25 protein-coding genes and 2 tRNA genes are annotated in these 25,292 nt (G+C 60.2%); 11 read left to right on the top strand and 16 right to left on the bottom strand.

The genetic code is table 11. The annotated features are described in order from the left end of the window. Nucleotides 1–103: 103 nt before the first annotated feature. Nucleotides 104–180, bottom strand: a tRNA-Pro gene (locus tag FHT84_RS18010). 303 nt (nt 181–483) lie between these two features. Between FHT84_RS18010 and FHT84_RS18005 the strand changes: the two genes are divergently transcribed. Next, a complete protein-coding gene (locus FHT84_RS18005) occupies nt 484–903 on the top strand; it encodes a hypothetical protein (RefSeq protein ID WP_112340253.1) in 420 nt (139 codons plus the stop codon). Between the two features lie 171 nt (nt 904–1,074). Here the strand turns inward: FHT84_RS18005 and FHT84_RS18000 are convergent, their stop codons facing one another. From FHT84_RS18000 to FHT84_RS17990, 3 genes are all read right to left on the bottom strand, one after another. Continuing rightward, nucleotides 1,075–2,739, bottom strand: a complete 1,665-nt coding sequence (locus FHT84_RS18000) for a hypothetical protein (RefSeq protein ID WP_112340353.1) — start codon at nt 2,737–2,739, stop codon at nt 1,075–1,077. 38 nt (nt 2,740–2,777) lie between these two features. Continuing rightward, on the bottom strand, nt 2,778–3,851 hold the full coding sequence (locus FHT84_RS17995; RefSeq protein WP_112340252.1) for a glycosyltransferase: 1,074 nt from the start codon (nt 3,849–3,851) through the stop codon (nt 2,778–2,780). A 190-nt stretch (nt 3,852–4,041) separates the two neighbouring features. Then, nucleotides 4,042–4,635 (bottom strand): hypothetical protein, encoded by a 594-nt coding sequence (locus FHT84_RS17990; protein ID WP_112340251.1) that lies wholly within the window; start codon nt 4,633–4,635, stop codon nt 4,042–4,044. 138 nt (nt 4,636–4,773) lie between these two features. Here FHT84_RS17990 and FHT84_RS17985 point away from each other — a divergent pair, with 138 nt between their 5' ends. The 3 genes from FHT84_RS17985 to FHT84_RS17975 all read left to right on the top strand — a co-directional run bounded on the left by FHT84_RS17985 (nt 4,774) and on the right by FHT84_RS17975 (nt 7,315). Beyond that, a complete protein-coding gene (locus FHT84_RS17985; protein WP_113250057.1) occupies nt 4,774–5,076 on the top strand; it encodes a hypothetical protein in 303 nt (100 codons plus the stop codon). Between the two features lie 73 nt (nt 5,077–5,149). Then, nucleotides 5,150–5,908 carry a DUF4393 domain-containing protein gene (locus tag FHT84_RS17980; RefSeq protein WP_112340249.1) on the top strand — a complete coding sequence of 253 codons (759 nt, stop codon included), beginning with the start codon at nt 5,150–5,152 and terminating at the stop codon, nt 5,906–5,908. A 243-nt stretch (nt 5,909–6,151) separates the two neighbouring features. Then, nucleotides 6,152–7,315, top strand: coding sequence for an integrase core domain-containing protein (locus FHT84_RS17975; RefSeq protein ID WP_113250058.1), 1,164 nt, complete (start codon nt 6,152–6,154; stop codon nt 7,313–7,315). Nucleotides 7,316–7,353: 38 nt separating this feature from the next. Here FHT84_RS17975 and FHT84_RS17970 read toward each other — a convergent pair. Further along, a tRNA-Gln gene (locus tag FHT84_RS17970) sits at nt 7,354–7,428 on the bottom strand. Nucleotides 7,429–7,586: 158 nt separating this feature from the next. Here FHT84_RS17970 and FHT84_RS17965 point away from each other — a divergent pair. Both FHT84_RS17965 and FHT84_RS17960 read left to right on the top strand, forming a co-directional pair. After that, nucleotides 7,587–7,889, top strand: a complete 303-nt coding sequence (locus FHT84_RS17965) for a cupin domain-containing protein (protein ID WP_112341239.1) — start codon at nt 7,587–7,589, stop codon at nt 7,887–7,889. Continuing rightward, complete coding sequence (locus tag FHT84_RS17960) at nt 7,886–8,794, top strand: MBL fold metallo-hydrolase (protein WP_112341238.1); 909 nt, start codon at nt 7,886–7,888, stop codon at nt 8,792–8,794. The genes FHT84_RS17965 and FHT84_RS17960 overlap by 4 nt, the downstream gene beginning before the upstream one ends. A gap of 300 nt (nt 8,795–9,094) precedes the next feature. Here the strand turns inward: FHT84_RS17960 and FHT84_RS17955 are convergent, their stop codons facing one another. Then, the gene (locus FHT84_RS17955; RefSeq protein WP_113250059.1) at nt 9,095–10,027 is read right to left on the bottom strand and encodes a DUF1499 domain-containing protein; all 933 of its coding nucleotides are present in this window, start codon (nt 10,025–10,027) and stop codon (nt 9,095–9,097) included. Between the two features lie 241 nt (nt 10,028–10,268). Between FHT84_RS17955 and FHT84_RS17950 the strand changes: the two genes are divergently transcribed. Together FHT84_RS17950 and FHT84_RS17945 are read left to right on the top strand one after the other, a co-directional pair. After that, a complete protein-coding gene (locus FHT84_RS17950) occupies nt 10,269–10,685 on the top strand; it encodes a hypothetical protein (RefSeq protein ID WP_183763329.1) in 417 nt (138 codons plus the stop codon). A 91-nt stretch (nt 10,686–10,776) separates the two neighbouring features. Continuing rightward, nucleotides 10,777–11,052 carry a hypothetical protein gene (locus FHT84_RS17945; protein ID WP_112341236.1) on the top strand — a complete coding sequence of 92 codons (276 nt, stop codon included), beginning with the start codon at nt 10,777–10,779 and terminating at the stop codon, nt 11,050–11,052. Nucleotides 11,053–11,063: 11 nt separating this feature from the next. On the opposite strand, the gene ppdK is transcribed toward FHT84_RS17945, so the two are convergent. The 7 genes from ppdK to FHT84_RS17910 form a co-directional block, all read right to left on the bottom strand. Next, nucleotides 11,064–13,730, bottom strand: a complete 2,667-nt coding sequence (gene ppdK / locus FHT84_RS17940; RefSeq protein ID WP_113250061.1) for a pyruvate, phosphate dikinase — start codon at nt 13,728–13,730, stop codon at nt 11,064–11,066. A gap of 168 nt (nt 13,731–13,898) precedes the next feature. Beyond that, nucleotides 13,899–15,224: a hemolysin family protein gene (locus FHT84_RS17935; RefSeq protein WP_113250062.1), complete on the bottom strand. Its 1,326-nt coding sequence runs from the start codon at nt 15,222–15,224 to the stop codon at nt 13,899–13,901. 139 nt (nt 15,225–15,363) lie between these two features. Beyond that, nucleotides 15,364–18,825, bottom strand: a complete 3,462-nt coding sequence (locus FHT84_RS17930; RefSeq protein ID WP_113250063.1) for a chromosome segregation SMC family protein — start codon at nt 18,823–18,825, stop codon at nt 15,364–15,366. A 186-nt stretch (nt 18,826–19,011) separates the two neighbouring features. Next, the gene (locus FHT84_RS17925) at nt 19,012–19,701 is read right to left on the bottom strand and encodes a DsbA family protein (RefSeq protein WP_112341232.1); all 690 of its coding nucleotides are present in this window, start codon (nt 19,699–19,701) and stop codon (nt 19,012–19,014) included. 161 nt (nt 19,702–19,862) lie between these two features. Further along, on the bottom strand, nt 19,863–20,168 hold the full coding sequence (locus FHT84_RS17920) for a type II toxin-antitoxin system RelE/ParE family toxin (RefSeq protein WP_112341231.1): 306 nt from the start codon (nt 20,166–20,168) through the stop codon (nt 19,863–19,865). Next, the gene (locus FHT84_RS17915; protein WP_112341230.1) at nt 20,158–20,433 is read right to left on the bottom strand and encodes a type II toxin-antitoxin system ParD family antitoxin; all 276 of its coding nucleotides are present in this window, start codon (nt 20,431–20,433) and stop codon (nt 20,158–20,160) included. The genes FHT84_RS17920 and FHT84_RS17915 overlap by 11 nt, the downstream gene beginning before the upstream one ends. Before the next feature lie 73 nt (nt 20,434–20,506). Then, nucleotides 20,507–21,001 carry a DUF721 domain-containing protein gene (locus tag FHT84_RS17910; protein WP_113250064.1) on the bottom strand — a complete coding sequence of 165 codons (495 nt, stop codon included), beginning with the start codon at nt 20,999–21,001 and terminating at the stop codon, nt 20,507–20,509. Nucleotides 21,002–21,096: 95 nt separating this feature from the next. Between FHT84_RS17910 and mutY the strand changes: the two genes are divergently transcribed. Genes mutY through FHT84_RS17895 form a run of 3 tightly spaced genes read left to right on the top strand, consistent with a single transcriptional unit; the run spans nt 21,097 to nt 23,191 of the window. Continuing rightward, nucleotides 21,097–22,185: an A/G-specific adenine glycosylase gene (gene mutY / locus FHT84_RS17905; protein ID WP_113250065.1), complete on the top strand. Its 1,089-nt coding sequence runs from the start codon at nt 21,097–21,099 to the stop codon at nt 22,183–22,185. A gap of 21 nt (nt 22,186–22,206) precedes the next feature. Beyond that, on the top strand, nt 22,207–22,821 hold the full coding sequence (locus tag FHT84_RS17900; RefSeq protein WP_112341227.1) for an HAD family phosphatase: 615 nt from the start codon (nt 22,207–22,209) through the stop codon (nt 22,819–22,821). 4 nt (nt 22,822–22,825) lie between these two features. Continuing rightward, complete coding sequence (locus FHT84_RS17895; RefSeq protein ID WP_112341226.1) at nt 22,826–23,191, top strand: nuclear transport factor 2 family protein; 366 nt, start codon at nt 22,826–22,828, stop codon at nt 23,189–23,191. A 131-nt stretch (nt 23,192–23,322) separates the two neighbouring features. Here the strand turns inward: FHT84_RS17895 and FHT84_RS17890 are convergent, their stop codons facing one another. From FHT84_RS17890 to FHT84_RS17880, 3 genes are all read right to left on the bottom strand, one after another. Beyond that, complete coding sequence (locus FHT84_RS17890; RefSeq protein WP_112341225.1) at nt 23,323–24,453, bottom strand: site-specific DNA-methyltransferase; 1,131 nt, start codon at nt 24,451–24,453, stop codon at nt 23,323–23,325. A gap of 157 nt (nt 24,454–24,610) precedes the next feature. Then, a complete protein-coding gene (locus tag FHT84_RS17885) occupies nt 24,611–24,958 on the bottom strand; it encodes an antibiotic biosynthesis monooxygenase (RefSeq protein WP_112341224.1) in 348 nt (115 codons plus the stop codon). Next, nucleotides 24,955–25,284 (bottom strand): NIPSNAP family protein, encoded by a 330-nt coding sequence (locus tag FHT84_RS17880; protein ID WP_112341223.1) that lies wholly within the window; start codon nt 25,282–25,284, stop codon nt 24,955–24,957. Before FHT84_RS17880 ends, FHT84_RS17885 begins: the two co-directional genes overlap by 4 nt. Between the last annotated feature and the right edge of the window lie 8 nt (nt 25,285–25,292).

The following is a 25,292-nucleotide window of genomic DNA, read 5'->3' as shown; positions in this document are numbered from 1 at the left end:
AGGAGCAAGTCTATATCAGACGATAGCCACGCGGCCTTCGGGCAAGATTTCAGATTACATTTTTGTGGGAGATTTTTTCGGGAGGAAGATCAGTGTTTTAAGCTGGTCGGAGTGGAGTGATTCGAACACTCGACCCCCACGTCCCGAACGTGGTGCGCTACCAGACTGCGCTACACTCCGTGACCAGCGGCGCTTCTATAGACCAGCCATTTTTGATGCACAAGCACCAATCTCAAAAAACCTTTTGATTTTTGACGAAAAAATTACAGCTGCGTCTGCCTAGAAAATCGGCAGGAAACGAGGCACGGAATTGCCGGCGTGCAAAAGACGCAACAGATCAAGTAAAATCCCGCTTGTACACGCGGATGGGAATTTTCTTTTGCCGGCTTTGGCGCTAAAGCCCTAAGCGGGACAGGTGGAAAATGCCGTGGGACAGCGGCCTTTCCGCAACCTTATGCGTGACAGAAGCTCAAGGACGACACGATGAATATCCGCATGATCACCGCGGCTGGACTGTTGCTGGCGCTCGCCGGTTGCAGCACCACGACGACGACAACGACGGCAGCCCTTCCGCTGCTTGCGAAGAACCCCGTTCAGGATCGCTGGCAGGGCCAATCCGCAGGCCGCTTCTTCGCGGCCTATGGCCCGCCGATCTCCGACCGCGACGAAGGCGGCAACCGCGTCTACACCTGGCGCGGCGGCTACAAGAACGTGACTATCGTCAACAAGGATGGCAAGAAGGCCGGCAAGCGCTCCCTCAGCTGCAAGGCCGATATCGTCACCAACCAGAGCTACGAGATCCGCTCGGTCAAGATTCTCGGCGACCAGCCGGGTGTCAACGGCTCGTCCTATTGCACCGAGCTTCTGGCTCCGCCGGAAAAGGCAGAAGCAGCGGAAAGCTGAGGCTGCCGCATAACTCCTTGAACCGGAATCGATTTAAGGGACAATTATGCAGCATTTCAAAGTATTACAGCGATCTCGGCGCGTCTTGAAACGCGCGGTGCTGTAAAGCTTCATCACGAGACGATGCCAGCGGGCGGCCCTGAGAGGGCCGCCCGTCTGCGTTTTGAGGCTTTATCCGTGTGCTGCGGCAAGCTCGGCGCAGCTTTTGCGCGGTGGTGCATCTGCCACCGGCGTGAAGGCCCTATCGATGGCATAGAGTTTCGCAAAGGGCGTTTCGGCGGCGAGCTTCACGCCTTGCGGCACGGCACCGCCGAAGCGATCCCTAACATCCGCATTGACGAGCAGAATGAAATCGAAATGCTGCCGCCAATCGCCGAGATAGGGCGCGATGGCGCTGACGGCCCTGACTTCATCGGGGCAATCCAGCAGGCCTATGGAGAATAGATTGCCTTCCGGTACGGCGATGCCGCTCCAGGGCGGCAAGACCGTCAACGGCTGCTTGCCTTTAGCAGTGAAGACCGTCGGCACGAAGGCATGGGCGTAGGGGACGGCAAGCGTCGGCAGATGCCGGAACGTATCCTGATTCCAGGCGAAGTAGCGATGATCCGCAAAACCGTGCCCATCCGGCTGCCGCATGACCGGCAGGACCGCCGCGCCTTCCGGCACCGACGCCAGCACAGCCCGAACGGCGGCCGCATCTGCATCCCCCTGCCACCAGTTGAAGCCGATCCAGGCGGTTCGGCCGAGCACGACCGTCGAGAGCACGAGCATGACGATCAAAGCCTGGCGGCGCGGCAGACGCGGCAAGGGGCAGATCATCACCATGGCCGCAAGCGCCGTCATGATCGGGAAGCGCCAGCTGATCCAGCCGGTGCCGAGCATGTGGCGCGGCGCGATGCAGGACAGAAGCAGCAGGCCGGCGGCGGCGATCGCCATGCCAACATGAATAGTCAGACGGCGCGTGCGCATCGCATAGGTGCAGAGGAGGATCAGCGGTATCAGGAGCAGCATGTCGGCCAGCAGCGCATAGCTCCACAGCGCGGACATCAGGTTGGCCAGGATCAGCACGAGTGAATCGTTCCAGGAGGCATCCAGGCCGCCGCCGCCATCCGGCAAGACGGGCTGGTAGAGAAACAGGCAGATCGCCGGCAGCGTGCAGGCGAGCATCGCGATCAGAAGCCTGCCCCCCAGGCGCAGGAATGTACCGGGTGATCTCAAGGCCGCCGCCGTCGGCGAGAATTCGAGACCGCAGACGAGCGCCATGTAGAAGCCCAGCGAAAAGATATGCATGACCGTCAGCAGCAGGCCGGCGAACAGGCGCCAAACGAACAGCACGGCCGGATTGCGCGATTGCAGGGCGTGGTCGGCGTTTGCGAAAAGCAGCGCCATGCCGAGTCCGATCTGGAAATTGATGAAGCCGCCGATCAGCGTCGCGCACCAGGCGAAATATAATATGCCGATCTGCCAATAATAGCCGCCGCCATGCAGGCGCCGGTGCAGGGCGATCGCGCCGAGCGGCGGCAGAACGATCGCCAGGAAAAGAAGGCTGCGCGCCAGCAGCGAAACGCCGATCAGCGGCCCCAGCCAATAGGCGGCGAGATCGATGCCGACATTGGTGAAGGTCCTGTTCCAATCGAGCGCATAGATCTGATGAAATGGCGGCGTGTCGATGCCGCCGGCGAGCAGCCACATGCGAGCATAATGATTGGGATAATCGAGGATCGGCGGGAATTTGAAAACGGTGACGAAAATCGCGACCAGAATCAGAAAGGCTGAAATCGCCAGACCCGGCCTCTGCCTGACGATGGCGGCATCCGTATCGGCTGTTTCGCGCATGGTCGCGGAAACAGCCGCATTTTCCGGTGGCTGCGGCATCAGCGGACCGCCCTCACCTGCTCCGCATTGTCAGCCATCTCGCCGGAGCCGCTCAAGGCACGGTCAAGCGCGCGCCGCTTGCCCGCTGCGTCCAGATCGGAGAAGTCGCTGGGGATTTCAAGCGAGCGGCCACCCTGCAGCAGGCTTTCGATCATGAACATTGGGCGCCGCTTGTTTTCCTGCACCAGGCGGCCGACATATTCGCCGATGATACCGATACAGATGAGCTGGATGGCGCTGAAGGCCGTGATTGCCGCCATGATGCTCGACCAGCCGACGATCGTCTCGCCGGCGAACCAGCGGATAAGCGTATAGACGAGCAGCAGGGCCGCGCAGCCGGCGCTGGCAAGGCCGAGCCAGGTGCTGATGCGCAGGGGTACGGTGGAGAAGCTGGTGATGGCGTCGAGCGCGAAATTGATCATCTTGCGCAGCGGATATTTGGTCGTGCCGGCAAAGCGCGCATCGCGCTCATAGGGCAGTGCCACCTGCTTGCCGCCGATCCAGCTTACCATGCCGCGGATGAAGCGATCCCGCTCCGGCATCGCGAGCAGAATATCGACGACGCGGCGGCGCATCAGCCTGAAATCACCGACATCGCGCGGGATCGCCACCGAGGCGAGCCGCGACAGCAGCCGATAAAAGAGCGAAGCCGAAGCGAGCTTGAACCAGCTCTCCCCCTGCCGGCGCACACGCTGGCCATAGACGACATCCGCGTCGCGATCCATGATCGGCATCATCATCAGCAACAGTTCCGGCGGATCCTGCAGATCGGCATCGATCAACAGCACCCGCTCGCCGCGCGAGGCGGCAAGACCGGCGGTCGCCGCAAGCTGATGACCGTGATTGCGCATCAGGCGCACGCCCAGCACCTGCGGCGTCTCAGCCGCGGCCGAGGCAATCACCTCCCAGGTGCCGTCGGTCGATCCGTCATCCACCAGGATGATCTCAAAGGCCTCACCGGCAATCCCCCGCGCCGTCGCCACCGCCCGTCGGCAAAATTCCCCGAGCCCCTCCTCCTCATTGTGGCAGGGGGCAACGATGGAAAGCAGCAGTTCCTGGGAAGCGTGGTTCATGATCGCCTGTATCGAGATGATGGCGAACAAGATGGAGGAAAAAGGTCAAACAATATTTAAGTGTTGGAATAACAATCGCCGCGGCAGAGTTTTCTCAGACAATACTTGGAGGAAGCCAGTCACTTAACGGCACAATGCCCGCCAGGGGAGATCGGCGGGCGTTTACATACCTCAAACAGATAAACAGTCATCATCTTCCGTGATTTTTGTCCGGATTGGGTGGTCTCTTTGCTAGATCATCAATACCTTGATCGACCTGTTCGCATGACAATTTAACAGAAGAAATCACAAAATCAACTTGATCATTGGTTTGTTGAATAGAATCTTTTATGTATTTTCTCAACGCGTCCGACTGCTTAACGTTAATATTATCTAACTTTACTGTATCTATGAAATCTTTTCGCTTATTCGCTAAATTGGGATTTTCGGTTTTCATCTGATCAAGCGCAGAGCTAATATTATAGCAATACATCCCCTTATTTTTGTTTAAGATAGGGCCAACAATTAATGCATATAGCTTTGCCTTCTCGGCATCCATGTCTGCCTTAGGGGAGTTATTTTTCTCCATATAAGATAATACCTCGGACAACGCCCAATTCTTCAACTCTGTCGTAGATTTGTCATTTGATAATATTTCGCTAGCATATCGAAAGCGTTCGAAGTCATCTTTACCTGTCTCAAGGAAGTGAGAAAAAAATATCGTCAAGAACGGGATAAGTATGAGTGATATCAGTGGAATAACTCTGTTCACGCGTTGACCCTTGTTATCTTGGCTATTTTCCATGGCATCCTTCGTTCGATTTACGCGCGTCTGCAAGGGTATCGCCGCTCACATTTTCAAAGCAAATGGTTCATGCTTTAGACTGTAATTTTGCTTCATCGAATCACCTCCATCTGCGATTTTGGATGATGGCGCGAGCAAATGGCGGCTATCAAACGACTTTTATGCGACGGGCTTGACTCGCCCGGCAACGAGAACAAAATAGGAACTTATTCTATCCTCAGGAGTGCCCCTATACCAACGGCCCAGCGCATCGAAATAACATCCGGCCAAGAAGACTTCGTACAAGCCATTCTCGATGCTCACGGCGGGGATGCCCTGGCTGCGCTGCGCAGTGTGATCGCCGATGCCGCCTTCCTTCATGATCAGCTTGAGACAGCCTCCCTGCTCATAGGTAACGGCCTAGTGCGTGGCTGGAAACCGAAGTTCCAGCGGGAGGCATGAACATGATCTCGCCGGTGAAGATAGACGGGCTTATTGCTACAGTAGCTTCATCCGCGAATCAGGATAGACGGCGATGGCAGAAGAGATAGACCTTGCGACAGCGATAGCCATTGAAGTTGCTAAGCAAATCCCAGTTAGAGATACCTACGACGACCTAGCAAAGCCCGCCGCCCGGCAAATTGGAATGCTTGCGGAAGATATCGCGAAAACCATTCGGCTTGTCTTTGCGCCGTTTCAGATCGCGGCGGCGCTACAAGATAAGCTCCGCCCTTTCCTCGACAAGTCTGTTGGTCGCGTTGCGGAAGATAACCGGCTTCCTCCTCCCCCGCAGATCTTAGGGCCGATCCTTGAAGGCATACGGTATGAACCAGAGGACAGCCCGATATCTGAAATGTTCTCGCAGCTTTTAAGCACGAGCATGGATCAGACGCGCGCTCATGATGCGCACCCCGCCTTTTCGCAGATCATAAAGCAGCTATCGCCGGACGAAGCGGCCTTGCTCAATGCCATGTGGGCGCTTCAGAAGAGGGAGGGGCGTTCTTTCCGCCAGCAATTCACTCAAGACTACGACCGGAAATCGAACCGCTTTGGTCCCGTCGCGATGGAGATTGATGAGATACCGCGCGACGGTCTCGTCTTCCCGGAGAATATCGAGTTTTACGGGCAACACTTGTATGCACTGGGTGTCACCGCATTCTATGACGCCACAAATCAAGAGCCGATCTTTGACAAAGATGAGCACGGCAACAGCATTCAGACGGGCATTCGTATGTTTAAGGAACTGCGGTTCACTGATGTGGGGCGGAAATTCATGATGGCTGTAAGCCCGTAGCAAGTCCGATGCGAGTGCGGCAACAAGGAAAGCAACCGCGTGCTGATGGGACGCCCAGCCGCTGATCCGGAATTATGCACCGAAAAAGTGTTCCGTTTTCGAATTCTCTGATGTGCTAACCGCTTGATTTCATTGCGCAATATGTCCTTCCCGAGAGAAGGGTGACAGTTCATACCGGAGACATGGGTTACACTTTTGGCCTTTGCGAGGAGAGCGAAGGTGCCTTGGCAGGAGTGTAACCGCATGGACGAGCGTCTCAAATTCGTTGCGCGGGTTCTGGATGGCGAGAAGATCGCGGCGCTATGCCGCGAGTTCGGCATCTCCCGCAAGACCGGCCACAAGATCATCAGCCGCTATAATGCCTGCGGGCTGGAAGGACTGACGGATCGCTCGCGGCGTCCCTACCGGCACGCCAATCAGCTTCCTTTCCAAATCGAGAAGCTGATTGTGCGTGCCAAGCAGGAGAAGCCGAACTGGGGCGCACCGAAGATCAGGGAACGACTGGCGCGGCTTTATCCGGACGTGCAAACGCCGGCGATCTCGACCGTGCATGCGGTGCTCGACCGCAACGGGCTGGTCCAGCACCGCAAGCGACGGCGCAACAGGGCGGAAGGCACGCCGCTCTCCCAACCCCGCCAGGCCAACGACCTGTGGTGCGCCGATTACAAGGGCGAGTTCATGCTCGCCGACAAGCGCTACTGCTATCCCTTGACGATCACCGACTTCGCTAGCCGCTATCTCCTGGCTTGCGAAGCGCTGCACACGACGAAGGAAGTTTACGCCTTCACCGTGTTCGAGAGCGTCTTCAAGGAGTTCGGCCTGCCCGGAGCGATCAGAACCGACAATGGCGTCCCCTTCGCCAGTCCCAACGGCTTGTTCAATCTGTCGCGACTGGCGGTCTGGTGGCTCCGGCTCGGTATCGACATCGAACGCATCAAGCCAGGCAATCCGCAGCAGAACGGCCGCCACGAACGCATGCATCTCACACTCAAGCTGGAAACCACCAAGCCGGCCGGCGCCAATTTCCTGCAGCAGCAGGCCCGCTTTGACGACTTCGTCGAAGAATTTAACACCGAGCGGCCACACCAGGCCCTCAATATGGCTTGCCCGGCAGAGCGCTACCACGCTTCATCACGACCTTATCACGGCCTGCCGGAGCTCGACTATCCGTTCCACGACCAGACCGTGACCGTCACAACATGCGGCCGCATCTGTTACAAACGAAAGAAGATCAATTTCAGTCTGGTTTTTGCCGGACAGGCCGTTGGAATCAAACAGGTCGAAGACCATATCTGGCTCGCAAGCTTCATGGATTACGATCTGGGATATTTCGATGACGAGACATGCAGGCTCGAACCACTGCCGAACCCCTTCGGCCCAAAGGTGTTACCTATGTCTCAGGAATAAACCGTAACCTATGTGTCCAGAACGGACCCATAATTGCTTGGCTGGGGCGCCAGGATTCGAACCTGGGAATGCCGGTACCAAAAACCGGTGCCTTACCGCTTGGCGACGCCCCAACAGAGGAAATGGCTGTCATACCAGCCAAATCGGCGTCTGATTAGCAAAGGTCGCATCGCGCTACAATGACTAAGTGATGCGCGGACGCATATTTCTGTGTGCTTTTCGGGCGGCTATGGTAGGTCTTGCTGCACTGCATTGTGCATGAGGAGATCCGATGAGCCAGTTTCGCGCCCGTCCACCGGCCGTGCCCACCGTGCTTCTCGATGATGCCGTCTGCCGCATCACGCGTTGGGATTTCGAGCCCGGCGCCGATACCGGCCATCATGTTCATGGTCTCGGTTATGTCGTGGTGCCGATGACGGATTGCCAGTTTCTGCTGGAGGAGCCCGGCGGCATCAGGCGTGTCGATATCGCCAAGGGCGCCGCCTATCGACGCGAGGCCGGCGTCGAACACAATGTCGTCAATGCCGGCTCCGAGCCGATGTCATTCATCGAAATCGAATACAAGCAATCATGAGCACGCCTGACTTCGACCTTGCATTCGAACCCGCCTATGGCCGCGCCGTACCAGTCGCGCCCGGCATCGAGCGGATGACGGTCAACAATCCCAGCGCCTTCACGTTTCACGGCACCAACAGCTATATCGTCGGCAGCTCATCGGTCGCGGTCATCGATCCCGGTCCGGAGAATGACGAACATTTCGCTGCCCTGATGGCGGCGCTCAAAGGGCGCGAGGTCACGCATATCTTCGTCAGCCATACCCACCGCGATCACTCGCCGCTGGCGAAAAGGCTGAAGGAGGCGACGGGAGCGCTGACTGTCGGCGAAGGGCCGCATCGGGCCGCGCGGCCGCTCCATCAGGGCGAGGTCAATCCTTTTGCCGAAAGCTCCGACATGGAGTTTCAGCCGGATATCGTGCTTGGTGATGGCGAAAGCGTCTCCGGAGACGGTTGGACGATGACGGCACTGCTAACGCCGGGGCATACGGCCAATCACGCCTGCTTCGCGCTCGAGGGCACGGGCATCGTCTTCTCGGCCGACCACGTCATGGCCTGGGCGACCTCGATCGTGGCGCCGCCTGACGGCTCCATGGCGGATTACATGGCTTCGCTGGAGCGGCTTCTTGCCCGGGAAGACCGGCTGTTTCTGCCCGGACACGGCGGGCCGGTGAAGGAGCCAGCCTCCTTCATGCGAGGATTGCGGACCCACCGGCGGATGCGCGAGCGCGCCGTGCTGGAACGCATCAAGGCCGGGGACCGGCTGATCCCCGACATGGTGAAGGCCATCTATCGCGATACGGACCCGCGCCTACATGGAGCTGCCGCCCTTTCGGTGCTGGCGCATCTGGAAGATCTGGTCGAGAAAGGCCAGGTGGAAACCGATGGACCGCCGGCGCTTTTCGGGGCCTATCGCCCGGCTTGAGCTGAGACGGGTGACTATCGGCGATTTCAGAAGTTTGATGGCAGGCACGGTCCCCTCTCCCGTCGGGGAGAGGGGTATCGCATATGAGCGGAGATTGCCGCTGTCCCCCTTCTCCCCAGCGGGAGAAGGTGCCGCCAGGCGGATGAGGGGGTGCCCGCCAAGACCATCAAAATCCATGAATTCAAATAGATAACCCCCTCATCCGACCCTTCGGTCCACCTTCTCCCCAAGGGGAGAAGGAGCTTACGGCGCCGACATGCCGCACATACGATTGCCCGCCCCAAGAAGGGCTGGCGAGGCTCAGCTTCCGGCGATGCCGAGCAACTCGGCATCCAGCGCCTTCAGATAGCCATCAGCCAGGTCGGCGCTGACGCCGAGATCGCTCTGGCCGTAGCGGGAGGCGACCCGGATATCGACCAGCGTGGTTTCCGCCTCCTCGCGGATGCGGATCAACATGTCGCATGGCAGGCCGAAGATGCGGGTGCGGGTTTCTCCCTGCAGGACGACGTCGGTATTCTGGCGGATGAGTTCCGCCACACCATCACGGAAGGGACGCGGCGTCGGCACCGGGACGATATCGGGCACGTCGCCCGCCGCACTGTCATTCTGCGCGGGATTGACGGTCTGCGGGCGGGTGCGGCGCTTCGGCTTCGCATTGCCGTTCGGGTCGGCCACGTCGGCGCCATCCGCCTTGACGATGGTAATGTGACGGTCACGAGCGACCTTGCGCACCGCTTCCAGCACGCGGTCGGAAGCCCCCTCGTAGCGCCGGCTGATCAAAGCAGGATAGGCATCGAACTGCGCCTCACGCTCCTGCTGCGTCACCAGATGGCGCGGCGGCAGCCACAGCTGCCTGGCGTCCGGCGCTGCCAGCCATTCCGGCGGCTCGTTGAGATCGGTCGAAATCTCGTAGATCGGCGGCCGGCTCCAATAGCGCTCGGCGCCGAAGCCGAAAATGGCAAGCGGCAAGGCGGCATAGACGAGCGCCTTGACGGCGGAGACGCCGCCGATGGCGGCGTTCTGCCAAAGCTGGGCAAGGCCGACCAGCGCCAGCAACACCGATAGCACGGCGCAGCCGGCCGAAATCAGCAGCAGCAGCACGAAATAAGGCGTTTCCAGAGGCCCGAAACGATAGCCGATCAGCGTCACCCCGCAGAGCACCAGGGCAAATGAAGCGATCAAACGCGCGGCGCGGGCGGCATGTGAAACGGGACGGTCGAAGCGGATGGTCATCAAGGGCTCGTCGGCGCGTCGGATCGGAAGGCGGATGCACCGAATCCCGGAAAGCGACTTATGTTTAGATCAAGAAACGGCGAAAATAAATCGAATGTCACGACATCAACGCCCCATGTTTCGTCAAGGCAGAAACCAGTAACGCCTAGACCAAAAACGTGAGCGCTTGCTTAAATTCCCAAAAAAGGCCATTCTTCAGCGTTTTATCGAGGCTGTGAAAGGACTTGGTGAGATGGAACCGATAGTTTCTCAAGACGCCGCCGCCAAACCGTTGCCGGCAGCGGCCATTGCCCGGGGCGACGCGGCCGATCCGATCCTGCCGCTGGAACTCCTGGAACTGGAGCTTTCGCTCGAAGGCTTTTCCGGCGGAGAGCCTGGCTTCTGCGAAGCCGTGCGAAACGCCGCTTCGGCGGCGCGCGGCGACTTCCTGTTCGACCTTCCGGCCGCGGGCTTGATCCCCGATTGCCGCAGGCTGGCGGTCATCCGCATTCCCGAAGGCGATGCGACGATGCGCACTCTCTTTGCCGCGCTCGACGAAGACGGCACGGAAATCCGGTTGCTGCAACCGGATAGTGAAACCGAGCACCTTTTGCAGTTTGCCGATGCCTTCGTCGATGTGCTGCGGCGATTGCCGGCAAAGCCGAAGGAAGCCGCATAGGCGATCCCGCCTACGGTCCGATGTGCCTTTCGCGCCATGCCGCGCGGCGCTATAGTTCGTGTCTGCACATCAGCATTCAGGACACAAAGTCATGCGTATAGCCGCTTCCCTCCTTTCCTTCCTCACCATCACCCTCGTGCTTTCCTCCTGCCAGACGGCCGAGGAAATCCGGGCGGCCGACGAGGCGAGGTGCAGCGGCTACGGCTTCAGGCGTGGGTCGGAGAATTTTGCCAACTGCCTGATGAACCAGGATCTTAGCCGGCGAGCAGATCAAAGAGCCTTCATGGAAAGCAATGATGATTTCTTCTGGGGGCCGACGATCGTGGTCGGTGGCCCGGTATATCACCGTGGCTACTGGCGCCGCTGACCTTAAGGAAATCAAGCTCGCCCTTTGATCGCCGCCTGCGCCGCCGCAAGCCGCGCGATCGGCACGCGGAACGGTGAGCAGGATACGTAGTCCAACCCAATATCCTCGCAGAAGTGGATGGACGCGGGATCGCCACCATGCTCACCGCAAATGCCGAGCTTCATGTCGTTGCGGGTACGGCGGCCACGCTCCGACGCGATGCGAATGAGCTCGCCGACCCCGTCGAAATCGAGCGATATGAAAGGATCATGCTCGATGATGCCCTTGCGCTGGTATGTCGGGATGAAGGCGGCGGCGTCATCGCGCGACATGCCGAATGTCGTCTGCGTCAGGTCGTTCGTGCCGAAGGAGAAGAACTCGGCCGCTTCGGCGATGATATGGGCACGCAAGGCTGCGCGCGGCAGCTCGATCATCGTGCCGACGAGATAGTCGATCTTCATCTTCGCTTCGGTCATGACGGCACGCGCCACCTCATCGATGCAGGCCTTGACGTAATCAAGCTCCGAGCGCAAGCCGACCAGCGGCACCATGATTTCCGGCACGACGGCAGCCCCCGTCTCGCGCGCGGCCAGAACCGCCGCCTCGAAAATTGCGCGTGCCTGCATTTCGACGATCTCCGGATAGGAAATCGCCAAGCGGCAGCCACGATGGCCGAGCATGGGATTAAACTCGTGCAGCGCATCGACCCGCTGGCGCAGCGCGGCTGACTCCATGCCCATGATCCCGGCCACTTCGACGATCTCCTCATCCGTTTTCGGCAGGAATTCGTGCAGCGGCGGATCGAGCAGGCGGATGGTCACCGGCAGGCCATGCATGATGGTGAAGAGGCCGGTGAAATCAAGGCGTTGCATCGGCATGAGCTTGGCAAGGGCGGCCCGGCGCCCCTTTTCGTCTTCGGCGAGGATCATCTCGCGCATGACATGGATGCGATCGCCCTCGAAGAACATGTGCTCAGTACGGCAAAGGCCGATGCCCTCGGCGCCGAAGGAACGGGCGGCGCGCGCATCGGCAGGTGTGTCGGCATTGGTGCGCACCGTCATACGCCGCGAGCGGTCCGCCCAGGCCATGATTCGCCCGAAATCGCCCGACAGTTCCGGCTGGATCATCGGCACTTCGCCCTTCAGGACCTGACCGGTGGATCCATCGATCGTGACGATATCGCCCTTCTTCAAGGTGACGCCGATGCCGATCAGCTTCTCATTGCGCATATCGATGCGCATGGTGCCGGCGCCGACGACGCAGGGAATGCCCATGCCGCGGGCAACCACCGCCGCATGGCTGGTCATGCCGCCGCGTGTGGTCAGGATCGCCTCGGCGGCATGCATGCCGTGAATGTCTTCCGGGCTCGTTTCGATGCGCACGAGGATGGCTTTGCGGCCCTCCTCTTCAGCGATAATTGCCTCTTCTGCGGTGAAGACGATCTCGCCGGTGGCAGCACCAGGCGATGCAGGGAGACCGGAGCCGATAACCTCGCGGTGGACGCGCGGGTCGATCGTCGGGTGCAGCAGCTGGTCCAGCGTCGTCGGCTCGATGCGGGAAACCGCTTCGTCTTCCGAGATCAGCCCTTCATCGACCATGTCGACGGCGATCTTCATCGCCGCCTTGGTAGTTCGCTTGGCATTTCGGGTCTGCAGCATCCAGAGCTTGCCGCGCTCGATGGTGAATTCCAGATCCTGGACCTCGCGGTAGTGCGATTCCAGCTGCGCGCAGATGCTCCGAAACTCGGCAAAGGCCTCAGGCATCAGCTTTTCCATCGACGGCTTGTCATAGCCCGACGCGATGCGGGCGACTTCCGTGATGCTCTGGGGCGTGCGGATGCCGGCAACGACATCCTCTCCTTGCGCATTGACAAGGAATTCGCCATAAAGCTCCTTCTCGCCGGTCGACGGATTGCGGGTGAAGGCGACGCCGGTAGCGGAAGAATTGCCGAGATTGCCGAACACCATCGCCTGAATGTTGACGGCGGTTCCCCAACCCTCGGGAATATTGTGCAATTGCCGGTAGGTGACGGCGCGGGCGTTCATCCAGCTGGCAAAGACCGCGCCGACGGCACCCCAGAGCTGCACTTCCGGCTCCTGCGGGAAGGCTTCGCCCAATTCTTCCTCGATGACTGTCTTGTAGATCGAGACGACATGCTGCCATTCGACGGCGGTAAGGTCAGTATCGAACTCGTGGCCGAACCGCGCCTTCTCATCCTCCAGAATCTCTTCGAAGACCTCGTTGTCCAGGCCCATGACAACATCGGCATACATCTGGATGAAGCGGCGATAGCTGTCCCAGGCGAAGCGGGCGTCACCGGCATCATGGCCGAGCGCCTGCACCGTGGCATCGTTGAGGCCGAGATTGAGGACGGTGTCCATCATGCCCGGCATGGATGCACGGCCGCCCGAACGCACGGAAACCAGCAACGGCCGCACGGTATCGCCGAACTTGCGCCCGGTAATGGCCTCCATCCGCTGCAAGCCCTGCATGACCTGCGGCTTCAGCTCTTCGGGGATGTTACGGCCATTCTTGTAGTAGAAAGCGCAGACGTCGCTGACGATCGTCAGCCCCGGCGGAACTGGCAGGCCGAGATTGCACATTTCAGCAAGGTTAGCGCCCTTGCCGCCGAGCCGTTCAAAATCACCGGCGCCCCCCTCGGCCTTGCCGCCGCCGAATGTATAGACCCACTTCGTCATCGTCTCCGTCCAACTCCTCCGGTTGAACTTAATTCATTGAGCCACAAATGAAAATCGACAAATGCGGCAAAATGTTGCGCTGCACAATAAATATGATCCGGAACCTCCCGATTTCAATCGATTGATCGAAAACCGGGAGCCTCCGGATCACTTCAGCGCTCCTAACGGCTAAGCCTGCGGCTCACGCTGTGCCAGAATCTTGTCGATCCGCATGCCGTCGAGATCGACGATCTCGAAATGCCAGCCGCCGAAGGTAAAGCTTTCGCCCACTTCGGGCAGATGGCCGAGCTGGTAGAGGGCGAAGCCCGCAAGCGTATGGAAATTGACGTCCTCTTCGCCGAAGCGCAGCCCCAGCCGCGCAAAGGCGTCGTAGACCGGCATCATGCCTTCCATCAGCAACGATCCATCGGCTCGCTCGATGACGTCGGGCGTGTCATTGTCCATATCAGGCAGATCGCCGGCGATCGCCTCCAGCAGATCCGTCTGCGTGACGATGCCTTCCAGACTGCCATACTCGTCGATGACCATGGCGAGGCGGACGGGGGCGCGCTTGAAGTTTTCAAGCACCTTGAAGACGGCTGTGGACTCGTGAACGACCAGCGGCTGGCGGATGACGGCCATCGGGTTCAGCGGTTCGCCGTTCAGAAGCTGGTCAAGCAGATCCTTCTTCAGGATCATGCCGATCGGCTCATCGATCGATCCGCGTCCGACGAGAAGCTGCTCGAACCGGCTTTCGCGAATGGTTTTCTGCATTTCCTCCGGCGGGTCGTCGGCATCGATCCATTCGACCTCCAGCCGCGGCGTCATGATATCGGAGACATCGCGGTCGCCGATATTGAAGACGCGCTCGACCAGATCCTGCTGCGCTTGTTCCAGCAGGCCGGCCTCCTGGCTTTCGGCGATCAGGAGCTTGATCTCGGCCGGCGAATGCAGCGAGCCCTCGCCCGCCCCCGGGCGCAGCCCGAAGAGGCGAAGGACGAGATTGCCGAGGCCGTTAAGCACGGTGATGGCCGGGCGCAACAGGAAGAGGAACAGGCCGAGCGGCCGCACGACACCGAGCGCAGTGCCCTCGCTGCGCTGCAAGGCCAGGCTCTTCGGCGCAAGCTCGCCAAGGACGATATGAAGCGCGGTGATGATGATGAAGGAAATGGCGACGGCGATCGCATGCGATCCAGCTGCGGCCCATGTTCCGGGAAGAAAATCGAGCAGAGGCTCCAGCAGATGAGCAAGAGCGGGTTCGCCGACCCAACCAAGGGCGAGCGACGAAATGGTGATGCCGAGCTGTGTCGCCGCCAGATTGGCATCGAGATTATCGACTGCCTTCTGCAGCGCCTTGGCGTTCATGCGCCCTTCGGCAACGAGTTCCGTCACACGGCTGCGGCGGACGGAAACCAGAGAGAACTCGGCGGCAACGAAAAAGCCGTTGGCGGCGACGAGCAGCAATACGGCAAGTATTCCGAGGATGTCGAAAATACCGCCAGTCGAACCAGACATACTTCCCTTCCGGGCGGATCAGCGCCCATGTTGTTGATCGAAAAACGAAACTAGCACGCTTTCATGACGCACGGCAGCCGACGCAGCAATTTCTTGTCGAAACGGGAACAGTTTTCTCAATCCTGACGGGGGACAGTGCTCAAGCGATTTCGCGCAGCCGTTCGGCGGTCTGCAGATCGACGGACACGAGCTGGGAGACGCCCTGCTCCGCCATGGTCACGCCGAAGAGCCGGTTCATGCGGGCCATGGTGATCGGATTATGGGTGATGACCACGAAGCGAGTCTCTGTGGAGGCCGCCATCTCGTCCATGAGGTTGCAGTAGCGCTCGACATTGTGGTCATCGAGCGGCGCGTCCACTTCGTCCAGAACGCAGATCGGCGCGGGATTGGTGAGGAACACGGCGAAGATCAGCGCCATGGCCGTCAGTGCCTGCTCGCCGCCGGAAAGCAGGGTCATGGTCTGCGGCTTCTTGCCCGGCGGGCGGGCGAGAATTTCGAGGCCCGCCTCCAGCGGATCGTCCGACTCGATGAGCTGCAGCTCGGCGGTGCCGCCGCCGAAAAGATGGGTGAACAGGCGCTGAAACTGCGCATTGACGATATCGAAGGCGACGATCAGACGTTCTCGGCCCTCGCGGTTGAGGCTCTGGATCGCGCCGCGCAGCTTCCGGATGGCGTCGATGACATCATCGCGCTCCTTGATCAGTGCCTGCAGCCGCTCCGTCAGCTCTTTGCTCTCCTCCTCGGCGCGCAGATTGACGGCACCAAGGCGCTCGCGTTCGATCTTGAGCCGTTCCAGCTCGCGTTCGACCTCGCGGAGGTCGGGTATGGTCTGCACTGCCGAAACGCCGGTCAGGCGCATGGCCTCGTGCGGCTCGACATTGAGCGCCTGACGAATGCGCAGTTCGCTCTCCTGCCGGCGTTCACGAGCAGACACCAGCCGCTCCTCGACGCGGCCGCGCTTTTCCCGGCTTTCTGCCAGTTGCGAGAGGGCCGTCGTCGCATGGCGATCGGCCTCGCGCTGAACGACCTCCGCTTCGGCGAGACGGTCGGCGGCCTGTCGGCGTGCCTCCTCGGCCTTCTGCAGCTCATTCATCAAGGCGCGGCGCTTGTCGTCGAATTCATCGGGGGCGAGATCAAGTTCGGCCGCCTCTTCGCGCGCTTCCTCTTCACGGTCGCGCAGCGTCTGAATGTGTTCCTCGGCACTGGCAGCGCGCTGGCGCCAGGTATCGCGCTCCTGGCGGATCGCGAGGATACGACGTTGCCGCGCCTCGTTTTCCCGGTTCAGGCCTTCATGGCGAGCACGCGCTTCCGCAAGGGCGCCGCGATCCGTCGCGACCTCCGCCTGCTGGTTGCGCAGCTTCAGATCGATAGCGTCGAGATCCGGTGCGTCTTCCAGTTCGATGCGAGCATTTTCATCCTGCATGGCCACGTCTTCCAGCTGCTCCCGCAACCGGCTGACCGCCTCGGCGATGACGTCGCGGCGGCGAATGAGATCGCCGGAGGCTCGCTCGGCGGCAGCGAGCGCTTCACGCGCTTCGGCCAGATGCCGGGCCGCAAGCCGGCTGGCGTCCCGGGCGGTCGCCAGCTGTCCCTCTTCGGCCTGGATTGCCTCGGCTGCGGCCGACAGACGCTTTTCGGCCTCGGCAAGCACATCACGCGCAAGCTCGGATTCCGCTTCCAGCTCGGAGAGACGGTTCTTCTGCGCCAGCCGCAACGCAGCGGCACTCGGTGCATCGGCGCCGGTCACATGGCCATCCCAGCGGAAAACCGCACCGTCCTTGGTGACCAGCCGCTGTCCCGGCTTCAGGTCCGGCATGAGCCGCAAGGCATCTTCGGCCGAAACGATGCCGATCTGGCGCAGGCGCCGCGTCAGTGCCGCCGGCGCGCCGACATGGGTGATCAGGGGCGCGACGCCTTCCGGCAGAGCCGGATCGGTGGCGCCGCTGCCATTATCGGACCAATAGACTGGGGCCTCGGAATCGAGCGAGGATTCCAGGTCATCCCCGAGCGCTGCGCCCAGTGCCGTCTCAAAACCGCGGTCGACGCGCAGCTCTTCGGCAACCGGCGAAAAGGCGCCGGACGTATCACCCGCCGCCAGCATCTTGGAAATGGTCCGCGCCTCGGTTTCGAGCGCATTCAGACGCGCCCGCGCCTGCTCGACAGGGCCACGCGACAGCGCCTCGGTTTCACGCGCCTTGGCAAGAACAGCTTCAACGCGCTGGATCTCGCTTTCCGCATCCGCAACGACGTTTTCTGCCGCCTCGACCATATCGCGTTTTTCGCTGGGGTCGGGGAGATCAGCCATCTTTTCGTCAATGGCGGCAAGCTCGCCGTTCGCTTCGTCAGCCTGGCGCTCAAGCCGCATCTTGCGATCGGCCAGATCGCGGATGGCGCGCTCCAGCTGGTTACGGGCGGCCGCGGCTTCGGCGCGTTCCGCGGTCAGAGCGGTAAAGATGCGCTCGCTGTCGGCGAGCTTGGCGGCCGCCTCTTCGAAAGCGACGCGCGTTTCCTCGGCAAGCCTGCCGGAATCAGCGAGAATATCGGCGAGATCGGCCTCTTCGGCATCGAGCTTTGCCAGGATCGCGGCATTATCAGAGACAAGCCGCTGCTCGCGGCTGATATCCTCAGCCAATTGTGCCAGGCGACGGATCAATTCGTCGCGCCGCCGCAGGATGCGGTTGACATCCTCTTCCAGCTGCGAGCGGGCGATCTGCAGGCGCTGAAGAGCAGCGGCGGCCTTCGCCTCATCGTCGCGCAGTTCCGGCAGCTTGAAGCTGGCGATGCCCTGCGCCTTTGCCGCCTCCATCTGGATCTGCGCCTTTTCGGCGACGAGCGCGGTTGCCTGGTTGAGCGCGCTTTCGGCCTCGGCTTCGGCTTCCTTGGCCTGCACCCAGCGGATATGCAGCAGCATGGCTTCGCGGGCGCGAATATCGGCCGAGAGCATCTTGAAGCGGTTGGCCTGCCGCGCCTGACGCTTCAGGCTTTCGATCTGGCTTTCGAGCTGCGACGTCACATCGTCAAGCCGCTCGAGGTTGCTTTCGGCAGCGCGCAGGCGCAGCTCGGCTTCATGCCGGCGCGAATGCAGGCCGGAAATGCCCGCCGCCTCTTCGAGCAGCTGGCGTCTCGCCTGGGGCTTTGCCTGAATCAGCTCGCCGATACGGCCCTGCCCAACCATGGACGGCGAGCGGGCGCCGGTGGAGGCATCGGCAAACAGCAGCTGCACATCCTTGGCGCGCGCTTCCTTGCCGTTGATGCGATAGACGGAGCCCTGCTCACGCTCGATGCGGCGCGTCACCTGGATTTCGTCGCTATCGTTGAAGCCGGCGGGGGCGGTGCGATCGCTATTGTCGAGGTAGAGACCCACTTCGGCGGTGTTGCGGGCCGGGCGGTTGCCGGAGCCGGAGAAGATCACGTCATCCATGCCGGAAGCGCGCATGTTCTTGTAGGAATTCTCGCCCATCACCCAGCGCAGCGCTTCGACAAGATTGGACTTGCCGCAGCCGTTGGGGCCGACGACGCCGGTCAGGCCGCGCTCGATGACGAATTCTGCCGGTTCGACGAAGGATTTGAAGCCGACAAGTCTCAGTCTGTTGAATTTCATGGACTGATCTCCACCCTCCTCACGAAGAGGAGGGTCGGACCTAAGGTCCGGAGTGGAGTGATCATGCGTTCACCCCAGAAATCACCCCCACCCGCGCGTTCCGCGCGACCTCCCTCCTCAAGGGGGAGGTAATAGAAAGCAGGCGCGCGACCTCGGCCGCCCGCCTGTGATCGAAAAAGGCGCGGATCAGAGCAGGCTGTCGATAAGCTTCGACATGGCACCAACAGACATGTCCCCTGCGTAGCGCTTGCCATTGATCAGGAAGGTCGGCGTGGCATTGACGCCGAAATCCTTGGCTGCGCGTTCCCGTACTGAGTTGACATCATCCAGAAGCTTCTGGTTCGTCAAGCATTTCGTGAAGCTATCCTCAGTAAAACCAGCGAGTTTCGACATCTGCAGCAGTGCAGCGCGGCCATCGACGTCAGGCGAGGCCCAGGCGATCTGCTGCTTGAACAGCATTTCGACCATCGGCATGTACTGTTCCTGCGGGGCGCAGCGGGCCAGCATGAAGGCTGCGGCAGCGCGCGGATCGAACGGGAATTCGCGGATGATGAAGCGAACCTTGCCCGTATCGACGTATTTCTGCTTGATCGTGTCGAAGGTCGTGACGGCAAAATGCGCGCAGTGCGGGCAGGTCAGCGACATATATTCGACGATCTTGACGGGCGCATCTTCCTTGCCGAGTGCGATCTCCGGCAGCGGGCCGGGTTTCAGCACTTCGTTCATGTCGACATTGCCATCCGAAGGCGGCACTTCATCTTCTGCAGTTGCGGCGGATGCGGTGCCTGCAACGGCAGAAAACGCCACGGAGAGGGCTGCAACGGCAGAGCCGCCCAGCAGGTGGCGTTTGGTCAAGAGCATGTCGGACATCGGCATAGAGTCACCCGTCGTTGAAAGAGGTCTTCGAATGTTTCATGCGATATAACGGCAGCTTGCCGCTAACAAGGCACGGTTGGCCAACTTTCTTCAAAGAATTGTGACCTGGGAAAGACAAAAAGCTGAAATTGCCTTCGGAATCGATGCGGATGTATGAGAATTCAGTGTTCGTCGAGCAAGATCGATGGGATATTTTGCCCAGCATAAAAGAGACGTAGAATAACGACCTGCTCGTTCTTTATGTGATAAGCGGCGGTAACCCGCCGCTCAAATACCATAATACGAACACCTGGACCTAAACCCTCGCGTTGAGGCCCTCGGGCCGCCATTGTCTTAAGTGTTTCGCACTGCTCCCGAAGCCTTCGGATAAATGACAACGCGCGGCTCGGACTATCTTTCGCAATGAACTCATAGATGCCAATAACGTCTTCTTCGGCAAGAGCACTGAAAGAGACCTTATATGTCACGACCGGCGGCTTTCATTCGCTCGGCATGAATTCTTTCAACTTTATCAAAAACCTCATCCGCATCTCTGCCAGGTCTCGGGTCATCGAGCGCCTCCCGGATCTTTGCACGCATTAGTTGATTGATGACTTCTTCTTCACGGTCCAATGCCCTCAAAGCAGCGCGTAGAACTTCACTGGCGGAATCGTAAGCGCCCGATTCCAGCCGGGCATCCACACTACGCTGCTGGTTACCCAGTGTAACCGTGATCGGCTTGCTTCTTCGCATATCCAGCTCCTCGTAGACATTTCGCCTTGAGTATGACAGTGTCATTACCAGAAAGGCAAGCCCGGATTATCCCCTATCGCCGCTTCCAGGCCATCGCCGTGCCCAGGCGCTGAACGGCAGCTCTGATCTTCTCATCCTCGATGCCGTCCATCATGTCAGCCAGCTTGCGGGCCGCCTCGCCCTTCAGCGGCGGCGGTGTGCGCGAACGCTTGGATGCGACTGAGACCGGCTTCTGCACGATGCGGATCTGATTGACGGCATAGAAGCCGAAGAAGCTGTTGATGCGCTGGATGAGTTCGCCTTGCGCATGGGTCAGGAAGAGCGCGCGGGCGCCTTCGCAGGCGATCGTCAAGACACCTGGCTGAAACCGGTCATCTATGCCGGGGCCTGTTCGCTTTGCCCAGGCGATCTTTTCCGGCCGCGTGCAGTCGGCAAAATCCTCGCCGGCGATCTCGTCCCAACAGCCAAGCAGCGTCGTGTTGATGCCCGCGCGCTTTGCCAGCACCGGATCGACGATGCCGTTGGTCAGCTCGGAAATCTGCTTTTCGCCTTTTCGGGGATAACTCATTTCAACCGGGTCTCTACACAGGCTTTATGCGTCAGGCACCTTGATCGCCCGACGCAGCTTGGCCAAGTATAGAGCACTTCCCCTCGACGCGGCAAATCATGACCACGACTTTAGAATCCCCCACGGCCGCATCGCTGCTTGCCTGGTACGACCGACACCACCGTGACCTGCCCTGGCGGGTCTCGCCGCCGATGGCCGCGCGCGGCGTCAAGCCGGACCCCTATCGCATCTGGTTGTCGGAAGTGATGCTGCAGCAGACGACCGTGCCGGCGGTCAAAGCCTATTTCGCGAAGTTCCTCGAGCGCTGGCCGACGGTTGATGATCTCGCAGCCGCCGCGAACGACGACGTGATGGCCGCCTGGGCCGGGCTCGGCTACTACGCGCGCGCCCGCAACCTGAAGAAATGTGCCGAAGCCGTTTCCGCCGATCATGGTGGCCGCTTTCCCGATACCGAGGATGGCTTGCGCGCGCTTCCCGGCATCGGCGACTACACCGCTGCCGCCGTCGCCGCGATCGCGTTCAATCGCCAGGCAGCCGTGATGGACGGCAATGTCGAGCGGGTAATTTCCCGTCTCTACGCGATTTCGGCGCCGCTGCCGGGCGCCAAGCCGATGATGAAGCAGAAGGTAGCGCTGCTGACGCCCGCCGACCGGCCGGGCGATTTTGCTCAGGCGATGATGGATCTCGGCGCGACGATTTGCACGCCCAAACGCCCGGTCTGTTCGCTCTGTCCCTTCAACGGCGCTTGTCAGGCGCTGGCCGGGCATGATCCCGAACGTTTCCCGGTCAAGGCGGCCAAGAAGGAAAAGCCGGTGCGCCAGGGCGCGGCCTTCGTCGCCGTCAATGACGAGGGTGAGATCTTCCTGCGCCGTCGCATTGAAAGCGGGTTGCTCGGAGGGATGACCGAGGTTCCGACAACGGGATGGACGGCGCGGATCGACGGCGAGACCGGCATCGGGGCCGCCCCCTTCCCCGCCGATTGGCAGCCCGCGGGCATGGTGACACATGTCTTCACGCATTTCGAACTGAGATTGTCGATCTGGCGTGCCAAGTCGGTGTCGCAGAGTGACAACCATGACGGATGGTGGGCGCCGGTTACAAATCTTGAAGACCAGGCACTGCCAACAGTCATGAAAAAAGCGATCGCGCAGGCTATTCCCAATGCGTTCGCAAAAAGCCTTTAAATCAGATGCAGGAATTCATTTATGACGACGGAAATACGGCATATCGTTTTCGATATCGGCAAGGTTCTCATCCACTATGATCCAAACCTTCCCTACAGCCGGATCATTCCGGACGATGCCGAGCGCGAATGGTTTTTCGCCAATCTCTGCACTCATGAATGGAACCTCGAGCAGGATCGCGGCCGCACCTGGGCAGACGCCGAGGCCCTGCTGATCGCCGATCATCCCGAACGGGAAGAACAAATCCGCAGCTTCCGTAAATATTGGCATGAGATGGTTCCGCATGCCTATGACGACAGCGTTTCCATTCTGGAACAGTTGATCGCGGAAGGTCGCGACGTCACCATGCTGACCAATTTTGCCTCCGACACCTTTCGCGAGGCGCAGGAGCGCTATCCCTTCCTCAAGAAGCCGCGCGGCGTGACGGTTTCCGGCGATATAGGCCTGATCAAGCCGGATGTCGCGATCTATGATACCCACGCCAAGAGCTTCGGTCTCGACCCGGCCTCAACGATCTTCATCGATGATTCCTATCCGAACGTCGAAGGTGCGCGGGCTGCCGGCTGGCATGCAGTTCACTTCACCGGTGCCGAGAAGCTGCATAGCGATCTCGCCGCCCATGGCATAAAGGTTTGAGCCGATGATCTTTGACCCTGCAGAACGTATCGATCTGTTCCATGACGCAATCAATCGCCTCGACTATGAGGCGATCGAGAATTTCTTCGCAGAGGATGCCACCTATGTTTCGAACGGCGTCGGCAGCCTCGCCGGCCGCGCTGCGATCATGGAAGCCTTCCGCGGCTATTTCGATACTTATCCGGACCAGACCGCGTCCAATTCCCTGGTGGAGACGTTGACGCCGCTTTCGGGCCGTGCGGTCTGGTCGGTTCGCGCCACCAACAGCAAGACGGGCAAGCCGCTGATCCGCGAGGGCGAGGAAACGATCACCTTCGATGAGGACGGCCGCGTCGTGCGCGTCGATGTCACGGATTACCAGGACTTCTAAAATCTGAAGCTAAAGACGCGCAAGGCCTTGCCGGATAGATCGTCCGGCAAGGCCCTGCGCATTTCACCTTCTTCCCTGACTGGAGGTACACGGCGGAAGAAGGCGGATATGTTTGCCGGAGATGGCTGAGGCTACTCCACCTTCGCCAGGTCACTGCGGATGATGGCTCTGAGTTCGTCGATCGGACGCAGGGAACGGCCGTCGTCGAAATGCCAGAACATCCACCCGTTGCAGGCATCAAGGCCCTGGACCTTCGCGCCGAGGCGATGAATGGAACCGGCCTCACCGCCGGAAGCAACCGTGCCGTCGGCCCGCACGATGGCGCTATAGCGGCGCTTCGCATCGGTCAGCACCTGGCCGGGCTTGACGAGGCCGCTTTCGATGAGCGTATTGAAGGCAACCCGCACTTCCGCCTTCTTGCCGGTCATGACGGTCAGTTCCGCCTTGCCGAGCGGCTCGACGGCGGCGATACGGGCGCTGGCCGCATCGATATAATCCTGCTCGCGCTCGATGCCGACGAAGTGGCGGCCGAGGCGCTTGGCAACGGCGCCGGTCGTGCCCGATCCGAAGAAGGGATCGAGAATGATGTCGCCGGGCTTAGACGAGGCCATGATGACCCGGGCAAGCAGCGCTTCCGGCTTCTGTGTCGGATGAACCTTCTTGCCGTCGTCACCCTTCAGCCGCTCGTTGCCGCTGCAGATCGGAAACAGCCAGTCGGAGCGCATCTGCACGTCGTCGTTGGCGGCCTTCATTGCGTCGTAATTGAAGGTATAACCCTTCGCCTTGGCGTTCGGGCTTGCCCAGATCATCGTCTCATGCGCGTTCTGGAAGCGGCGGCCCTTGAAATTCGGCATCGGATTGGTCTTGCGCCAGACGATGTCGTTGAGGATCCAGAAGTTCAGATCCTGCAATGTCGCGCCGACGCGGAAGATATTGTGATAGGAGCCGATGACCCAGATCGTGCCCGTCGGCTTCAACACGCGGCGGCAGGCGAGCAGCCAGGCGCGGGTGAAGGCGTCATAAGCTTCGAAGGAGGCGAACTGGTCCCACTCGTCATCGACGGCGTCGACCAGCGACTGGTCCGGACGATGCAGCGTGCCGCCAAGCTGGAGATTGTACGGCGGGTCGGCGAAGATGACGTCGACGGATTGATTGGGCAGTGCCTCAAGAGCGGCCACGCAATCGCCCTTGATGATCGTGTCGATCCAGGACCCCGGAACGGCTGAAGTCCTGAGGTCGGCAAGCGGGAAAACTGACGCCATGTGATACTCGCTGTTACACTTACTCGGTGCTCTTAACTGAGTGTTATGGTTACCTAACTTGGTTACCAAAGGCTAAAGCGGCGTCATATTTTCTGCATTCCCGACGAAACCGCCGGGTATGCAGGCCTTGTCGAAAGGCGCTATCGCGTTGAAAGCCCTAAATATCGTGGACTGCGTGACTGTCGTCGGGTGCTTCTGCTCGTTCCGTCATACCGTAATCGCGAAGCACCTGCGCGACACGCAAGCGATAATCGGCAAAGACCGTCTTGCGCCCCGCTTTCTGGGCGGCGCGATGGGCCTCGCGGTTTCGCCATTCACGAACGGCCGCCTCGTCGCGCCAGAAGGACAGCGACAGGATCTTACCCGGTTGAGTGAGGCTTTCGAAGCGCTCGATGGAGACGAAGCCTTCGATGGTTTCGAGTTCGGAGCGCAGCCTTGCCGCGATGTCGAGGTAGTGCTGACGTTCGTCGGGATGGGGAACGACTTCGAAAATAACTGCGATCATGGCGATATCCTCGGAGCATGCGGCAGCGAGACATTCTTCACGAAAATGCGGTCTTCCTGCAAGATGAAGCGCTCGCGTCGGGCAAAATCGAAATTTGCCTGCGCCAGCGGATCGGTGGCGAGGCTCTTGCGATAGGCCTCGTAGGCGGCGAGATTTTCGATGTTGTAGATGCCGTAGGCGGTCGTCAGTGACCCCTCATGCGGGGCGAAATAGCCGATCAGGTCCGCGCCGTTGCGCGGGATGACCTGGCCCCAGGCTTTGCCATACTCTGCGAAGGCGTCCTGCTTGAACGGATCGATCTGATAGCGGATGAAACAAGTGATCATTGGCTTTC

Origin of the sequence: Rhizobium sp. BK289, assembly GCF_014193575.1 — a bacterium.
GTDB lineage: Bacteria > Pseudomonadota > Alphaproteobacteria > Rhizobiales > Rhizobiaceae > Rhizobium > Rhizobium tropici_C.
Note: the sequence above shows the minus strand (reverse complement) of the source record. Positions and strands in the feature narration are given on the sequence as shown.

Excerpts from the sequence above, each read along its gene's own strand:
- FHT84_RS17945 (WP_112341236.1), top strand. The coding sequence starts at position 10,777 with ATGCGTATAGCCGCTTCCCTCCTTTCCTTCCTCACCATCACCCTCGTG.
- FHT84_RS17930 (WP_113250063.1), bottom strand. The coding sequence starts at position 18,825 with ATGAAATTCAACAGACTGAGACTTGTCGGCTTCAAATCCTTCGTCGAA.
- FHT84_RS17910 (WP_113250064.1), bottom strand. The coding sequence starts at position 21,001 with ATGAGTTATCCCCGAAAAGGCGAAAAGCAGATTTCCGAGCTGACCAAC.
- FHT84_RS18005 (WP_112340253.1), top strand. The coding sequence starts at position 484 with ATGAATATCCGCATGATCACCGCGGCTGGACTGTTGCTGGCGCTCGCC.
- FHT84_RS17915 (WP_112341230.1), bottom strand. The coding sequence starts at position 20,433 with ATGCGAAGAAGCAAGCCGATCACGGTTACACTGGGTAACCAGCAGCGT.
- FHT84_RS17885 (WP_112341224.1), bottom strand. The coding sequence starts at position 24,958 with ATGATCGCAGTTATTTTCGAAGTCGTTCCCCATCCCGACGAACGTCAG.
- FHT84_RS17955 (WP_113250059.1), bottom strand. The coding sequence starts at position 10,027 with ATGACCATCCGCTTCGACCGTCCCGTTTCACATGCCGCCCGCGCCGCG.
- FHT84_RS17985 (WP_113250057.1), top strand. The coding sequence starts at position 4,774 with ATGGCGGCTATCAAACGACTTTTATGCGACGGGCTTGACTCGCCCGGC.
- FHT84_RS17980 (WP_112340249.1), top strand. The coding sequence starts at position 5,150 with ATGGCAGAAGAGATAGACCTTGCGACAGCGATAGCCATTGAAGTTGCT.
- FHT84_RS17895 (WP_112341226.1), top strand. The coding sequence starts at position 22,826 with ATGATCTTTGACCCTGCAGAACGTATCGATCTGTTCCATGACGCAATC.
- FHT84_RS18000 (WP_112340353.1), bottom strand. The coding sequence starts at position 2,739 with ATGCGCGAAACAGCCGATACGGATGCCGCCATCGTCAGGCAGAGGCCG.
- FHT84_RS17925 (WP_112341232.1), bottom strand. The coding sequence starts at position 19,701 with ATGCCGATGTCCGACATGCTCTTGACCAAACGCCACCTGCTGGGCGGC.
- FHT84_RS17975 (WP_113250058.1), top strand. The coding sequence starts at position 6,152 with ATGGACGAGCGTCTCAAATTCGTTGCGCGGGTTCTGGATGGCGAGAAG.
- FHT84_RS17880 (WP_112341223.1), bottom strand. The coding sequence starts at position 25,284 with ATGATCACTTGTTTCATCCGCTATCAGATCGATCCGTTCAAGCAGGAC.
- FHT84_RS17890 (WP_112341225.1), bottom strand. The coding sequence starts at position 24,453 with ATGGCGTCAGTTTTCCCGCTTGCCGACCTCAGGACTTCAGCCGTTCCG.
- FHT84_RS17900 (WP_112341227.1), top strand. The coding sequence starts at position 22,207 with ATGACGACGGAAATACGGCATATCGTTTTCGATATCGGCAAGGTTCTC.
- FHT84_RS17965 (WP_112341239.1), top strand. The coding sequence starts at position 7,587 with ATGAGCCAGTTTCGCGCCCGTCCACCGGCCGTGCCCACCGTGCTTCTC.
- FHT84_RS17990 (WP_112340251.1), bottom strand. The coding sequence starts at position 4,635 with ATGGAAAATAGCCAAGATAACAAGGGTCAACGCGTGAACAGAGTTATT.
- ppdK (WP_113250061.1), bottom strand. The coding sequence starts at position 13,730 with ATGACGAAGTGGGTCTATACATTCGGCGGCGGCAAGGCCGAGGGGGGC.
- FHT84_RS17995 (WP_112340252.1), bottom strand. The coding sequence starts at position 3,851 with ATGAACCACGCTTCCCAGGAACTGCTGCTTTCCATCGTTGCCCCCTGC.
- FHT84_RS17935 (WP_113250062.1), bottom strand. The coding sequence starts at position 15,224 with ATGTCTGGTTCGACTGGCGGTATTTTCGACATCCTCGGAATACTTGCC.
- FHT84_RS17960 (WP_112341238.1), top strand. The coding sequence starts at position 7,886 with ATGAGCACGCCTGACTTCGACCTTGCATTCGAACCCGCCTATGGCCGC.